This window comes from Polaromonas sp. Polasp52, assembly GCF_059491565.1.
Window position 1 is genome coordinate 4,180,536 of sequence record NZ_CP168513.1, and the last position, 14,162, is coordinate 4,194,697.

The following is a 14,162-nucleotide window of genomic DNA, read 5'->3' on the forward strand; positions in this document are numbered from 1 at the left end:
CGTCGAGCATCATTTCATGGTTACTACAGATTGGAGCCACACCTCGGTGCCCCTGGGGGCGCTCCCGTCTTTCGCGCCGACTTCAGGGCCGAAGCCTCTGGCCGTCGTGACAAAAACTTTGGTGTCGGCGGGGGTCAGGTACTGCGCCATGCACTCGGGCTGGCGGGTGAAATAAACAGTGGCTCCGGCATCGCCGGCCGAGGTGAACGCGACCGTCTTGAGGTTGGCTGTCGGCGCCAGGGTGTCCCAGTTGGCCATGGTTTCCCAGCCGTATTTGGTGCCGGCGCCCACGGGGGCGGCCTCAGGCGCGAAGCCGGTGGCCGGGTTGGCGGCGTAAAGCTGCACCTGTTGTTCGCAAAAGCGTAGGGCGGTTTCAGCCGTTTGCCGGGCCAGCGCCTGCTGGCGGCTCTGGTTGGCTACCTGTTCGGTCGACGAGGCGCCGCGAATCGAGATGCTGGCCAGAACCGAAAGAATCATCAGCATGATGAGCGCCACAATCAGCACGACGCCCTGCTGCCTATGCAGCTTTGCGGTTTGGCGTGGTTCAGGGATTGACATAACCTACTCCGTGATTGCGCAGCAGCACCGTGGTGCGGTAGGCGCGGCGCATCCTGCCGTCGGTTATGTCGACATCAGTGCCGGCGCAGTTTTGATAGCTTGGCTTGGTGGCCGAGGTGCCCAGGTCTCCCAGCACGGCGTTCTCGCTCCTGACCACCACGCAGACCTGCGCTGCCACCACCTTGTTCCAGCGGTCCAGCATGGGCAGGGCCGTCAGGGCCGCATCCGTGGGATTGATGATGCCGGAGGCGCTCAGGTAGCCGCGCACGTTCTGGCTGTTGGGGACGGCGGGCTCGGCGACCGCGAAATTCACCGTTGCACTTTCAATGTTTTCGGCCAGCACCTGCGATTGCGCCAGGTTCCCGCTTCCGCGGCAGGTCAGCGTGTTGTTGGTGATGGAGATGCGCGACTGCATGGTGTAGTAGCCCCCCGCGCCCGCGGCCGCCACGCCGTTGCCTATGCAGTCCATGGGCAAGCCGCCGGCGGTGTTCTTTCCGGTATTGAGGTCTCCCTCGTAGGCCACGGCCAGGCCGAAGCCACCGCTCCCGGCGCAGGTCAGGGCGCTCATGTTGGCGACGGTGGCATCCGTGAAGCCCGTGTTGCAGGCGTAAAGGTTCCAGCCGCCCAGGCCCAGGTCATTCTTGACGCCGCCGGTGCGCGTGGGGTTGTACCCCGCCTGGCGCAGCTCCTGGGTAAAAACGCTGAGCGCCATCTGCGCGTCTTCGTTCATCTGGCCCTGGGCCTGCGCATTGCGGGTGGCTGTGCTGCCGGAGAGGTACATGACGACCAGCGCACCTATGATCACCATGCCCAATGTCATGGAGATCAGCAGCTCGATCAGGGTAAAGCCCGACTGCTGCCTTCCCGCAAGCCTTGCCGCGGGCATGCGGGGACACTGCCGCGGGCCGCGTTTTGCGGATGAGGTCATAACTGCACCTTCATGTAAAAGCAGCGCGGCAGCGTGGCCAGGGCCTTTGCGGTGGCTGAGCAATTGTCGGATGTCAATTCGGCGGACTGGTCGACACCGCTGACCTTTCGGGTGTTGTCCAGCACGCCGGCTTCTTCCCAGAGGATCCAGATGTTGGCCTGCGTTGCGCTGGCGCCGGGACGGGTGACCTCGACCCCGCCCTGGGGCAGCAGCGCGCGAACCCGGCTCTGGAAAGCCGTGAGGTCCGCGGCAGCCAGCAGCGCGGGGGTGGTGCAATTGGGAAAGGCGCAGGGCGCGAGAGCCGGTGGGTTGCCCGTGGTCATCATCGCCACGTCGTAATTGCCGCTTGAAAGACCGGTAGGGTTGAGCCTGATCACTTCCGCCAGTTCCGTGGCCAGGGCGCTTGCGATGGCGCGGTTGGCCGCGTTCTTTTGCGCCGCGACCGAGTAGGCCTGCATGCCGGCGAGCGCCAGCATGCCGAAGGACATGAGCAGTATGGAGATGAGGACCTCCAGCAGCGACGAGCCTTGCTGCCCGTGCCGTGAAGGAGCGGGTTTTCCGGTGAAGCCTAGCATGCGACATCCCCCGTCTGGACCTTGACCCGGCCCACTGCGTTCATGCACAGGGTGCGGGTGTAATAAGCGTTGGTGGCGTATGAGCCCGAGGCATGTACCAGCCACCGGCCTGACTGGCCGATGGCGCGGCCCGTGGCGTCATAAATGATGCCGTTTCCGGTGCTGACGGCCGTGGGGGTGGAAACGCCCACGGCGAAAAAGTCGCTGATGCCGGCCATGGGCTCCTGGGCGCGCAACACGATGTCGGTCGCGGCGTCGAAGCTGCCGTTGCTGTTGCTGTCAAGGAATACCACCCATCCCTGCATCCAGCCGCCGACGGTTGCACCGGTTCCGGTGGAGCATACGGGGCTCGCCGCAGTCGAGTCCGCGGTCCTGCAAATGGTCACGCTCTTTCCGCGCCGCATGGCCTCGCCGCGGGCGTAGCGCGTATCCGAGATGAATCCGTTGGTGGCCCGGGTGACGGATGAATTGGCGAGCAGGCCCAGGAAAGAAGGCGCCGCAAGCGTTGTCAGAATGCCGATGATGACAATGACAACCAGTACTTCAATCAGGGTGAAGCCGCGCTGGATGCGCCTTACCCGCCAGGGCGGTTGGAGGCGGTAAGTAGCACGGCCGGCGGTCGATAGATTTTCGAACATGCGCAATTGTGAGCATGCACCGGCGCTCCCGCCTCCTGTATTCGACGCCCGGTCAGCTTTGCGTGACGAACGGTCAGCGCCTTCTGCCGCCCGGGCTCCTAGCGCCTGACCTCGTCGACCAGGGTCTTGAACTCGTCGATGTCCTCAAAGCTGCGGTACACGCTGGCGAAACGCACATAGGCCACTTTGTCGAGCTTTTTGAGCTCGCGCATCACCAGCTCGCCGAGCCGGTTGGAGGCGACCTCGCGCACCCCCAGGCTCAGCAGCTTTTCTTCTATGCGTTCTATGGCCGAGTCGATCTGCTCGGTGCTGACCGGGCGCTTGCGCAGCGCCAGGTTCATGGAGCCCAGGATCTTGCTGCGCTTGTACTCGATGCGCCGGCCGTCCTTCTTGACGATGGACGGGAAGGTCACGTCGGGCCGCTCGTAAGTGGTGAAGCGCTTTTCGCACGCGCCGCACTGGCGGCGGCGGCGTATGAAGTCGGCGTCCTCGGCCACCCGGGTTTCGACAACCTGGGTTTCGAGGTGGCCGCAGAAAGGGCATTTCATGGGTGTTGACCTGAATTTAAAGACATCAATCGGTCCTTAGCTAGCCCCTGGAGATCGGCGCGAGATGCTATCAAAATCATAGTTCTCGCGCCTTCCACCGCGATCAGCGATAAACCGGAAAACGGCTCGTCAGGGCGTGAACCTTGGCGCGTACCGCTTCCAGGGTGGCCGCGTCACGCGGGTTGTCGAGCACGTCGGCGATCAGGTTGGCGGTGGCGCGGGCCTCCTCGTCCTTGAAGCCGCGGGTGGTCATGGCCGGGGTGCCGATGCGCACACCGCTGGTGACCATGGGTTTTTCCGGGTCGTTCGGGATGGCGTTCTTGTTGATCGTCATGTGGGCGCTGCCCAGCACGGCTTCGGCTTCCTTGCCGGTAATGCCCTTGGCGCGCAGGTCGACCAGCATCACGTGGCTTTCGGTGCGGCCGCTGACGATGCGCAGGCCGCGCTGCGTCAGGGTGTCGGCGACGATTTGCGCGTTCTTCACGACCTGCTGCTGGTAGGCCTTGAACTCGGGCGTCATGGCTTCCTTGAAGGCCACGGCCTTGGCCGCGATCACATGCATCAGCGGGCCGCCCTGCAGGCCGGGGAAGATGGCGCTGTTGATGGCTTTTTCGTGCTCGGCCTTCATCAGGATGATGCCGCCGCGCGGGCCGCGCAGGCTTTTGTGCGTGGTCGAGGTGACGATGTCCGCATGCGGCACCGGGTTCGGGTAGACGCCCGCGGCCACCAGGCCGGCGTAGTGGGCGATGTCGACCATGAAGATCGCGCCGACGGCCTTGGCCACCTTGGCGAAGCGCTCGAAGTCGATGCGCAGGCTGTAGGCCGAGGCGCCCGCGATGATCAGCTTGGGCTTGGTCTCATGGGCCTTGCGCTCCATCGCGTCGTAATCGATTTCTTCCTTGTCGTTCAGGCCGTAGGAGACGACGTTGAACCACTTGCCGCTCATGTTCAGTGCCATGCCGTGCGTCAGGTGGCCGCCTTCAGCCAGGCTCATGCCCATGATGGTGTCGCCGGGCTTGAGGAAGGCCAGGAACACGGCCTCGTTGGCCGAGGCGCCGCAATGCGCTTGCACGTTGGCGGCTTCGGCGCCGAAGATCGCCTTGATGCGGTCTATGGCGAGCTGCTCGGCCACGTCCACGTGCTCGCAGCCGCCGTAGTAGCGGCGGCCCGGATAGCCTTCGGCGTATTTGTTGGTGAGCTGCGAGCCCTGCGCGGCCATGACGGCGGGCGAGGCGTAGTTTTCGCTGGCGATCAGCTCGATGTGCTGCTCTTGCCGGGCGTTTTCAGCCTGGATGGCGGCGAAGATTTCGGGGTCGGTCTGTTCGACCAGGATGTTGCGGTGGTACATGGCAGTCCTTAAAGACGTGGTCCCTGCTATTCATATGAGAGAGGTACTCTCAATGAAACAAGGGCTGCCCAGGCGAACGGCTGAACGCTGAGGCCCAACGGCTGTCAGCGGTGCGCTTCCCAGTGGTGTCCCACGTCAGCTTCAATGGTTGCGAAAACCTTGAGCCTATCGCCAGTCGCGCACCCGGCTAGTGTAACTGAGGGCGCGTAAAACTCGCGGCGCATCGTCCCATGCCCGTGGCCCGGAAAGCAAAAAGCCGGGCGCTTGACACGGCCGGCTTTGCGGTACGGTAGGCGGACTGTCAGGCCGCGCCCCGGCGGGGATCAGGACTGGCTCAGCAGCGCCACCTTCTCAGGCGTCTTGCCTTCGGAGGCCGGCGCGTCGGACTTGCCGGGCAGGGAGGCCGGAACCGGGCGCGAGCTGCCGCCGGGTTCGGTAAAGAAGGGCGAGGGCTTGCCGCGCTTGGAGGCCGACGCCACCACGGCCAGCAGCCGGGCGTGTTCCCCCATCACCTTGCCGGCGTAGCCGCCGTCGTCTTCCATGTTGGCGGCGCCCACATAGTATTTGAGGCCGCCCTCGATGGAGCCGGCGCGGGCGATGCATTCCTGCAGCACCTTGACGCCGACGCGCAGGTTGGTGACCGGGTCGAAGGCCGCCAGCTTGCCGCCGAAGTTGTCGTATTTGTCGTGGTGCACCTTGGTCATGACCTGCATCAGGCCCTGGGCGCCCACCGGGCTTTGCGCGAACGGGTTGAAGCCGGACTCGATGGCCATGATGGCCAGGATCAGGGTCGGGTCGAGCTTGGCCTTCTGGCCGATGTCGAAGGCCTCGGCCACCAGCACGCTCAAGGGCTCCGGCGCCACGCCGTATTTCTTGCTGAGCCAGTAAGCCACCGCCGCCTGCTGGGCCGGCAGGTCCTTGGGATTGGAGGCCGTGGCGCGCTCGATGGCGGCCGGCTCGGTAAAGCCGATGGCCGCTTCCTGGCGCTGCTGCAGCCAGGTCATGAGCTTGAATTCACCGGCCTGACGCAAGTCGGGCCGGGCAGTCAGTGTGATCACCGCGAATACGACCGCCAGGCCCAGGAGGGCGAAGCTGTTGTGGGTGATCTCGAAAAAGCCCTGGGCGATGTCATCAGCAATGGTTAAAACACTGCTGCGTACACTTTTCAAGTGCGCCTCAAGGCCGAATTGTCCTAGCGCTGTCATAGCACTCCTTTCTACGCTTGCAGGCCCTTTGGGGGCCAAGCAGGCTTTGATTGGGTCGCCATCAAACCAAGGCATGCCTTGTGGGTGTTGACCCCTGTTTGACGTTGCCGGCTTCTTTGGGGAAGGGGGGCAGCGGAGATTCGGGTTGTCCCTAGGTTTCTGTGGGACTGGCGGGATTCTATGGGGTCGTTAAATAACCTGTCAATAATAACAAATCGTTTCTTTATATTGATTAAGCAAATAAAAACCTTGATTCTGGGCAGAACCCGCCTGAATCAAGGTAGTTACGGCCCCTTTTTGAGACCAAGCTCTAAGTTAGATTCGACGTGAAAAATACCGGATCAGCGGATCGCGGGTCCGGCTGTAGGCGGTTTCCGATGCCCGATGTGGGACGATTGGGGCGATTTCGGGATGCTGGCGGGGGTCCGAAGGCTGCGGCAATCACTCCGGTCCCGGTGATTGAAAAGATGGTCTTGCCTGCACGGTGCGGGAGGTTTAACCTGCAGTTGCCTGATTCATTTGGGCATCCAACCGGGTAACCAACCCCGGAAAAACTGGAAGCAATCACTTGCTTTCATCGCACTGGAGACGATTCATCTCTCCTTTGCGAAACCCGACGGCATGAGCATAAACGCCCGCCGTCAACCCCGGTCGGCTCAGCTGCCCGGGGTTTTTCTTTTGGATATTGCCCTTTCGGGGTGACCGTCTTTTTCAAATAAGTCATTGACCGATTGGCGCCAGCGTTAAAAACTCGACGCCTATGGCAATCAATGATCTGAAGAATAAATGGCGCGACATCGAATGGCGAAACACCGCAAAAACCCTGCCGGCACGGGCTGCCGGCGTGGCCCGCTCGCCGCTATGGCGGCGCCGCGCCGCCTGGGCACTGGGCGTGCTGCTGCTGGTCTGGGTGCTGGCCTATGCGGCCGTGCCGTCCATCCTGAAATCGCAACTGGAGAAGGTCGCCTCTGAAAAATTGGGCCGGCAGGTCACTGTGGGCGCGGTCGACTTCAAGCCCTGGTCGCTCGAACTCACGCTGAGCGACCTGGCCATCGCCAAGGCCGGAGTCGCCGGCGCTCCCCAGGCTTCCCCCCAGGAAGTGCCCCAGCTCGCCGTCAAGCGCATATATATAGATGCGGAACTGGAATCCCTGCTGCGGCTGGCGCCGGTGGCCGACGCCGTGCAGATCGACGAACCCGTGGCCTTTCTGGCCCACCAGGGCGAGGGGCGCTATGACATTGACGACATCCTGGAGCGCCTGAAGGCGCCCGCGGACCAGCCAGCCGGCGATCCGCCGCGTTTTGCGGTCTACAACATCGTGGTGAGCGGCGGGCGCATGGATTTTGCCGACCAGTCCGTCGGCAAGACCCATGAGCTGAGGGACCTTAACCTCTCCGTGCCTTTCCTGAGCAACCTCAAGTCCCAGCGCGAGATCAAGACCTCGCCGCACCTGGCCTTCAAGCTCAACGGCAGCAGCTTTGACACTGCCGCCGAAGGCACACCCTTTGCCCAGACCCACAAAACCGACGCCACCTTCACGCTGCGCGGCTTTGACCTGAACCCCTACCTGGCCTACTGGCCGGCAAGCCTGCCCTACAAACTGCAAAGTGCCGTGCTGCATGCCGACGCCAAAGTGGCGTTTGAGCAGACGCCGGCCACGCAGGTGCGAATCTCCGGCACGGTGACGGCGGAAAAAGTGCGCGTGCAGGCGGTGGGCCAGGTGCCTGCTACCCGCCCCGACATGCTTGCGTTTGAGCGGCTGCAGGTGACCATGGCCGACGTGCGACCGCTGGAGCAGTTCGTCAAGCTCGCGTCGGTCGAGTTGAGCGCGCCCGCGCTGTCCGTGGTCCGCGACCGGTCGGGGCGGCTCAACCTGTTGCCACCAGCCGCCGCGCCTGCTACAAAAAGTGAAGCAAGCAAGCCGGATGCCGCCAAGCCCGCCGCTGCGGCCAAGGCGCCGGCGACGACACCCTGGAAAGTGCAGGTGGCGCGTGTGGCGGTGCGTGCAGGCAGCGTGAACTGGCTGGACGAAACCCTGGCTTCGCCCGCCGACATCCGCTTGAGCGGCCTGGCGCTCAATGCCACGGCCATCGCCATGCCTTTTTCGGCCGGCGCCCCGCTGCAATTCGAGGGCTCGGTGGGGCTTGAGCCGCCTGCCACCCCCGCGCCTCCGTCCGTCAAGGCTGGGGCAAAGGGCGGCGCCAAACCCGCCGCGCCGCAAGCCCCTGCCATTCCGGCGCTGCTCACGTTCCAGGGCAGCGCCACCGACCAGGCCGCCCAACTGACGGCCAAGGTGGCCGCCTGGCCGCTGGGCATGGCCGCCAAATACGTGGGCCAGTTCCTGCTGCCGGCGCTGGGCGGCCAGCTCGACGCAGAGCTGGGCGTGAACTGGCAGGCGGCCAGCGGCGACAAGCCGCAAGTGCTGCAGCTCAGCGCGCCGCAGCTCGCGCTGAGCGAAGTGCAACTGGTGCAGGGCAAGGTCTCGCTGGTATCGGTCAAGCGCGTGGACCTGGCGCAGGTGGACATTGACGTGGCCGGCCAGAACTTCAAGGCCGCCAAACTGCTGCTGACCCAGCCCAAGGCCCTGGTGGAGCGGGGCAGCGACAAGCGCTGGATGTACGAGCGCTGGATGGTGAGCTCCGGCGCGGCAAGGCCTGCGCCCCCGCCCACCGATGCCGCCACGCGGGCAGGGGCGCCCACCTGGGCCGTGGCCATCAACGACGTGCAGCTTGAAGGCGGCGCCATGTCGTTTTCCGACAAGTCCGGCGCCAAGCCGGTGGCTTTTGAGGTGACCGCGGCCAAGGCCCAGCTGGGCGGGCTGCTGCTCGACGACAGGCCCGCATCCCGGGCCCAGGCCGCCAAGCCCATGCCGCTGACCGCCTCCCTGCGCCTGGCCTCCGGGCGTTTCGAGCCCGGCAAGCTGGATTTCAACGGCAGCCTGGGCCTGGCACCGCTCCAGGCGCAGGGCCGCTTGCTGGTCGACCGGCTGCCGGTACAGGCCTTTGAGCCTTACGTTGCCGACATCCTCAATATCGAACTGCTGCGCGCCGATGCCAGCTTCAAGGGGCGGGTAGCCTATCGCCAGACGCCGGCAGGGCCCCAGGCCCAGGTGTCGGGCGACGTGTCGCTGGAAGAGCTGCGCGCCAACACGCTGGCCCCCAGCGAAGACCTGCTGGCCTGGAAAGCGCTGAACCTGCGCGGCTTCCATGTGGCGCTGGAGCCGGCCAAGGCAACCCGCGTGGAGGTCAAGGAAACCGTGCTGACCGACTTTTTCGCGCGTGTGATCGTCATGCCCGACGGCCGCATCAACCTGCAGGACCTCGTCAAATCCGGGGAGCCGGCGGGAGCCGCAGAGACCGCCGCCGCAGCCGCTGCGCCGGCCTCCGCGCCCGCGGCCCCGCCCAGAACGGCGGTTGCCGAGGCGAAAGCCGCGCCGGCCGCAACAACCCCGCCGCCCATCGTGAGCTTCGGCCCCATCAGCCTGATCAACGGCAAGGTGCTGTTTTCCGACCGCTTCGTCAAGCCGAACTACTCGGCCGACCTCAGCGACCTGACCGGCAAGCTCAGCGCCTTTTCGTCGGTGGCGCCCGCGCCCGCGGGTGGCGCGGCGGCCGCCCCCAATATGGCCGACCTGGAGCTGCGCGGTCGCGCCGAGGGCACGGCCTCGCTCGAAATCCTGGGCAAGCTCAACCCCCTGGCCAAGCCGCTGGCGCTGGACATCAAGGGCAAGGTGCGCGACCTGGAGCTGCCGCCGCTGTCGCCGTACTCCGTCAAGTACTCGGGCTACGGCATCAACCGCGGCAAGCTCAGCGTCGACGTGAGCTACCTGGTGCAGCCCGACGGCAAGCTCACCGCCACCAACAAGGTGATCCTGAACCAGCTCAGCTTCGGCGAAAAGGTGCCGGGCTCCACCGCCAGCCTGCCGGTCAAGCTCGCCGTCGCGCTGCTGGCCGACCGCAACGGCGTGATCGACATCGACCTGCCCATCAGCGGCTCGCTCAACGACCCGCAGTTCAGCCTGGGCCCCATCATCGTCAAGGTCATCGTCAACGTGATCGTCAAGGCCATCACCGCGCCTTTCAGCCTGCTGGCCAACGCCTTCGGCGGCGGCGGCGAGGAGCTCAGCACCGTGGGCTTCGCGCCCGGCAGCGCCGAGCTGCGCCCCGAAGCCAAGGCCGGGCTGGACAAGGTTGCGAAGGCCCTGCTCGACAGGCCTTCGCTGCAGCTCACTGTGGTGGGCACCAGCAGCGTGGAGGCCGAGCGCGAGGGCTTCAAGCGCGAGCGGCTGGACGCGCTGGTGCGCGCCGAAAAACGCCGCATCACCGTGAAGGAGGGCGGCACCACCTCGGCCGTTGTCAGCATCAGCCCGGCCGAATACCCGGAGCTGCTCAAGGAAGTCTATAAACGCGCCGACATGCCCAAGCCGCGCAACCTGATAGGCCTGGCCAAGGACCTGCCCGTGCCCGAGATGGAAAAACTGCTGCTGGCCGACATCAAGGTCAATGACGACGCCATGCGCGAGCTTGCCGTGCAGCGCGGCGTGGCGGTGAAAGACTACCTCGCCTCGCGCGATCTGCCGCCCGAAAGGCTGTTCCTGGGCGCGGCCAAAGCCGTGCCGCCGGAGGCCAAATGGACACCCCGCGCGGAGCTGAATTTGGCGATGCCCTAAAAAAGGCGAAAATAGCACCAGCGCTTTATTGATAAAGCTTTTATGGGACCAGGGCCAATGCGCGCAACGCGGTTGCGCGGCGCGGCCTCCCATCCATTCCAATACCTGCTGCCGCTGCGCAAGAATCCCCTGACGAGGGAGCCCTTGCGGTCGGCGGCAACTATTTTTTTGACCTTGCGTTCCCATGTTTAAATCTTCAAAACCCGACACTCCCGCCGTGAAAACGCCATCCCCCAAGCAGGCCGAAGCCCATCCGCTGGACGGCCTGACCGGCGGCGCGTTTTCCGCGCCGACCTCCGGCGAGCGCGCCTCGCGTATCCGCAGCTGGCTGGCCACCGAGCCCACGGCCGAGCAGATGGCCGAGGTCTACAAGGACCTGTCCAACCGCGACAAGGGCGCGGCCAAGCCGCTGAAGGAAAAGCTCGACGAGATCAAACGCAGCAAGGGCCAGGAAGCCGTGGCCGCCGAATGGGCCGACAAAGCCCAGGCGCTGCTGGCCGTGCCCAAGCTCAACCTGGCCGACGCCCTGGCCTGGCAGCGCGACGCCGCCAAGGCCGGCGCTCCCCTGTCCAAGGAACCGCTGGCCGGCCTGAAGGCGCAGCTGGCCGAGCGCGTCAAGACGATTGAAGACCTGCAGCACCGCACCCAGGTGCAGCGCGAGGCCGCCGTGCTGATCGCGCAGCGCATCGAGGTGCTGTCCATCAAGCCCTGGCGCGAAGCCGAAGGCGCACTGGACACCCTGAAGGCCGACGTGGCCCACTGGCAGGGCCAGGCCGATGAACTCACGCACGACGCCAACTGGGCCAGCGTGGACGCCAAGTTCCCGCCGCTGCTTGACGCCTCGCGCGCCCAGCTGCTGGCCGTGTGGGAAGCCTTCCAGGGCGCGCTGGCACAGGCCGTCAAGGCCGCCGAAGACACGGCCGCGCCTTTGCCCGCCGTGCCCGTGTGGGCCGATGAACTGCGCGCCGCCCGAGGCCAGGCTCCCGCCGAGGGCGAGCAGCCCGCGCGCGCGCCCAAGGCCAAGATCGATCCGGCCGTGCTCAAGGAGATGCGCGAAAAGTCGTCCGCCGCCGTGCAGGCCGCGCTCGCCAAGCTCGAGCATGAGGTCACCGAAGGCCACGGCAAGTCCACCCCCAAGGTCGCGGCCGAGCTGCGCCAGGCGCTCAAGGAACACATCCGCAACATCGACAGCAAGCTCGAAGCCGCCGCGCATGCCGCGCTCACCGCGGCCGGCGAACTCGAAGGCTGGCAGCGCTGGCGCGCCGACCAGATTCGCGAAGAGCTGGTCGTGAAGGCCGAAGCGCTGGTGGCCAAGCCGCTGGGCGGGCGCAAGCAGCAGGAAGCCCTGCGCGCCATGCGTGAGCAGTGGAAGACCAGCGACCAGGGCGGCACGCCCAACCACGCGCTGTGGAAACGCTTTGACGACGCCTGCAACGAAGCCCACAAGGTCGTCGAGGCCTGGCTCGAGAAGGTCAAGGAGCAAAACGAAACCGTCAAGGCCGAGCGCAAGCTGCTGATCGACGAAGTCCTTGCCTGGGCAGAAGCCAACAAGGGCAATACCGACTGGAAGCACCACATCCGCAGCCTCAACGGTTTTGTCGAAAAATGGCGCGAGGCCGGCCACCTGGGTGAAAAGGCCTTTGCCGAAATTCAGCCCGTGTGGAAGGCCGCCATGGATACGGCCGACGCCGCGCTGACCGCCGCGCGCAGCGAAAGCATCGCCCGCCGCAAGGCCATGATTGAAGAAGCCGGCGTGCTGGGCGCCGAGCCGCAGCTGCGCATAGACGCCGTCAAGTCGCTGCAGCAGCGCTGGCAACATGAGGCGCAGGCCGTGCCCATAGAGCGCAAGCAGGAACAGAAGATGTGGGACGCTTTCCGCAAGCCCATAGACGACGCCTTCCAGCGCAAGACCGCCGAGCGCGAAAAAGCCGCCGCGGCCCTGGGTGAATACGACCGCATGGTGCTGGAAGCCTCCAAGGCCGTGGAAGCCGCCACCGCCAGCGGCGACGCCCAGAAGATCCATGCCGCCGCCAAGGCGCTGGAAGCCATTGTGCGCGGCCAGGTGCCCGTGGCTGCCGCCGCAGCGCCCGCAGCCGCAGCGCCAGCGCCCGAAGCCACCACGCCTTCCGTGGAGGCCACGCTGGCTGCCGTTGGCAGCGAGCCGGCCGCTCAGGCCGCCGAGCCTGCCGCCGACGCTGAAGCCGCCGCCGCCGCGGAATTCGCCGAAGCCGGCGAGCCGGCCAGCGCGCCCGCTGAACCGCCGCCCGCGCCCAAGCCCGCGCCCAAGCCCATCGTGGCAAGGCGCGGCGACGACCGCCCCGGCATGAAGAAAGCCGACCCCGTGGCCGCGGGGCGCGGCGGCAAGTTCGGCGACCGCAAGGACGCGCGTCCCGGCGGCAAGCCGGGCGGCCCGCGCCAGGGCACTGACAACAAATTCGAACCCTACCGCCCCGACCGCGACGCCCGCCCGGGCCGTGACGAGCGCGGCCCGCGCGGCAGCGAGCGCCCGGCCTTTGAAGAGCGCGGCCCGCGCCTGGGCGACGCCGCCTTCCGCGCCCAGCGCGAAGCCTTTGAGGCGGCCAACCAGGCCCTGAAAAAGCTCGCCGTGCAGGCGCACGGCGAGGTGCTCACGCACCTGCTCAGCGCCTGGGAAAAACGCGACCCGGCACAGTTGCCCAGCGCACAGGAGCTCGGCAAGGCCGTGCCGCCCGCGGTGCGCAACCGCTGGGTGCAGGCCGTCGGCACGCCTTCGGGCAAGGACGCCTCCGAAGCGCTGCTGCGCCTGGAAATCGCCGCCGACCTGCCCACACCGGCCGAGCACATCAGCGCGCGCCGCATGCTGCAGCTGCAGCTGCTGACCAAACGCAACGCACCCGCGCCGGCCGAAACCTGGGGCGAAGACACGGCCCAGGTGCTGGCGGCCGACTTTGACGCCGGCAATGCGCGGCGCGTGCAGAACGTGCTCAAGACGCTGCTCAAACGATGAGCGCTGCTGCCGCTGCTGAGGTTTTGCCCCAGGAGCGGCCGCAAACCTTGGGCGAGGAAATCGCCAACAGCGTGAGCCACGGCGTGGCGCTGCTTGCCGCGGTGGCGGCGGCGCCCTTTCTGGTGGTGGGCAGCATGCGGCAGGGCGATGCCATCGATATCGCGGGCGCCTCGGTGTTTGCCGCCAGCATGGTGTTGCTCTACTTCACGTCCATGCTGTATCACGCGCTGCCGGCGGTGCGCGCCGCGCGCGCCAAAAGCGTGTTCCAGGTGCTGGACCACGGCGCGATTTTTCTGCTGATCGCGGGAACCTACACGCCCTTCACGCTAGGCGTGTTGCGCGGACCCTGGGGCTGGACGCTGTTCGGCCTGGTCTGGGCCATGGCGCTGGCCGGCGTGGCGGTCAAAGCCGTCGCGGGCATACGCTACCCGCGCGTGTCCACGGCGCTGTACCTCGCGATGGGATGGATTGCCGTGATCGCCGTCAAGCCCATGCTGGAACTCATTCCAGGCTGGGGCCTGTTCTGGCTTGTGGCCGGCGGGCTTTTCTATACCCTGGGCGTGGGCTTTTTCGCCACCGATTCCAGGCTGCGTTACGGGCACTTCATCTGGCACCTGTTCGTGGCGGCGGGCACCGCCTGCCACTGCGTGGCCGTGCTGTATTACGCGGCCTAGGCCTTACCCGGGCTTGAACGCCTTCCCGCGCCG

At 66.0% G+C, this 14,162-nt stretch carries 10 protein-coding genes, 1 pseudogene and 1 riboswitch; of the genes and pseudogenes, 3 read left to right on the plus strand and 8 right to left on the minus strand.

Features of this window, described 5'->3' with window-relative positions:
- Window positions 1-9: 9 nt before the first annotated feature.
- The 8 genes and pseudogenes from ACEN9P_RS19615 to ACEN9P_RS19650 form a co-directional block, all read right to left on the minus strand.
- A complete protein-coding gene (locus ACEN9P_RS19615) occupies window positions 10-558 on the minus strand; it encodes a pilus assembly PilX family protein (RefSeq protein WP_495620224.1) in 549 nt (182 codons plus the stop codon).
- The gene (locus ACEN9P_RS19620) at window positions 545-1,126 is read right to left on the minus strand and encodes a PilW family protein (protein ID WP_495622201.1); all 582 of its coding nucleotides are present in this window, start codon (window positions 1,124-1,126) and stop codon (window positions 545-547) included. The genes ACEN9P_RS19615 and ACEN9P_RS19620 overlap by 14 nt, the downstream gene beginning before the upstream one ends.
- A gap of 252 nt (window positions 1,127-1,378) precedes the next feature.
- Window positions 1,379-1,486: pseudogene (locus tag ACEN9P_RS19625) on the minus strand (prepilin-type N-terminal cleavage/methylation domain-containing protein); the annotation flags it as partial.
- The gene (gene pilV / locus ACEN9P_RS19630; protein WP_495620225.1) at window positions 1,483-2,061 is read right to left on the minus strand and encodes a type IV pilus modification protein PilV; all 579 of its coding nucleotides are present in this window, start codon (window positions 2,059-2,061) and stop codon (window positions 1,483-1,485) included. The pseudogene ACEN9P_RS19625 and the gene pilV, both read right to left, overlap by 4 nt.
- A complete protein-coding gene (locus ACEN9P_RS19635; RefSeq protein ID WP_495620226.1) occupies window positions 2,055-2,699 on the minus strand; it encodes a GspH/FimT family pseudopilin in 645 nt (214 codons plus the stop codon). Before ACEN9P_RS19635 ends, pilV begins: the two co-directional genes overlap by 7 nt.
- Before the next feature lie 98 nt (window positions 2,700-2,797).
- A complete protein-coding gene (gene nrdR / locus ACEN9P_RS19640) occupies window positions 2,798-3,247 on the minus strand; it encodes a transcriptional regulator NrdR (protein WP_007872661.1) in 450 nt (149 codons plus the stop codon).
- Window positions 3,248-3,350: 103 nt separating this feature from the next.
- On the minus strand, window positions 3,351-4,595 hold the full coding sequence (gene glyA, locus ACEN9P_RS19645; RefSeq protein ID WP_495620227.1) for a serine hydroxymethyltransferase: 1,245 nt from the start codon (window positions 4,593-4,595) through the stop codon (window positions 3,351-3,353).
- Window positions 4,596-4,654: 59 nt separating this feature from the next.
- Window positions 4,655-4,784: riboswitch (ZMP/ZTP riboswitch) on the minus strand.
- 134 nt (window positions 4,785-4,918) lie between these two features.
- A complete protein-coding gene (locus ACEN9P_RS19650) occupies window positions 4,919-5,800 on the minus strand; it encodes a lytic transglycosylase domain-containing protein (protein ID WP_495620228.1) in 882 nt (293 codons plus the stop codon).
- A 760-nt stretch (window positions 5,801-6,560) separates the two neighbouring features.
- On the opposite strand from ACEN9P_RS19650, the gene ACEN9P_RS19655 reads away from it, so the two are divergent.
- The 3 genes from ACEN9P_RS19655 to trhA all read left to right on the plus strand — a co-directional run bounded on the left by ACEN9P_RS19655 (window position 6,561) and on the right by trhA (window position 14,129).
- On the plus strand, window positions 6,561-10,469 hold the full coding sequence (locus tag ACEN9P_RS19655) for a DUF748 domain-containing protein (protein ID WP_495620229.1): 3,909 nt from the start codon (window positions 6,561-6,563) through the stop codon (window positions 10,467-10,469).
- Window positions 10,470-10,653: 184 nt separating this feature from the next.
- The gene (locus tag ACEN9P_RS19660) at window positions 10,654-13,455 is read left to right on the plus strand and encodes a DUF349 domain-containing protein (protein WP_477664042.1); all 2,802 of its coding nucleotides are present in this window, start codon (window positions 10,654-10,656) and stop codon (window positions 13,453-13,455) included.
- A complete protein-coding gene (gene trhA, locus ACEN9P_RS19665; RefSeq protein WP_477664043.1) occupies window positions 13,452-14,129 on the plus strand; it encodes a PAQR family membrane homeostasis protein TrhA in 678 nt (225 codons plus the stop codon). The genes ACEN9P_RS19660 and trhA overlap by 4 nt, the downstream gene beginning before the upstream one ends.
- Window positions 14,130-14,162: the final 33 nt, after the last annotated feature.

Excerpts from the sequence above, each read along its gene's own strand:
- ACEN9P_RS19615 (WP_495620224.1), bottom strand. The coding sequence starts at position 558 with ATGTCAATCCCTGAACCACGCCAAACCGCAAAGCTGCATAGGCAGCAG.
- ACEN9P_RS19620 (WP_495622201.1), bottom strand. The coding sequence starts at position 1,126 with ATGAGCGCCCTGACCTGCGCCGGGAGCGGTGGCTTCGGCCTGGCCGTG.
- pilV (WP_495620225.1), bottom strand. The coding sequence starts at position 2,061 with ATGCTAGGCTTCACCGGAAAACCCGCTCCTTCACGGCACGGGCAGCAA.
- ACEN9P_RS19635 (WP_495620226.1), bottom strand. The coding sequence starts at position 2,699 with ATGTTCGAAAATCTATCGACCGCCGGCCGTGCTACTTACCGCCTCCAA.
- nrdR (WP_007872661.1), bottom strand. The coding sequence starts at position 3,247 with ATGAAATGCCCTTTCTGCGGCCACCTCGAAACCCAGGTTGTCGAAACC.
- glyA (WP_495620227.1), bottom strand. The coding sequence starts at position 4,595 with ATGTACCACCGCAACATCCTGGTCGAACAGACCGACCCCGAAATCTTC.
- ACEN9P_RS19650 (WP_495620228.1), bottom strand. The coding sequence starts at position 5,800 with ATGACAGCGCTAGGACAATTCGGCCTTGAGGCGCACTTGAAAAGTGTA.
- ACEN9P_RS19655 (WP_495620229.1), top strand. The coding sequence starts at position 6,561 with ATGGCAATCAATGATCTGAAGAATAAATGGCGCGACATCGAATGGCGA.
- ACEN9P_RS19660 (WP_477664042.1), top strand. The coding sequence starts at position 10,654 with ATGTTTAAATCTTCAAAACCCGACACTCCCGCCGTGAAAACGCCATCC.
- trhA (WP_477664043.1), top strand. The coding sequence starts at position 13,452 with ATGAGCGCTGCTGCCGCTGCTGAGGTTTTGCCCCAGGAGCGGCCGCAA.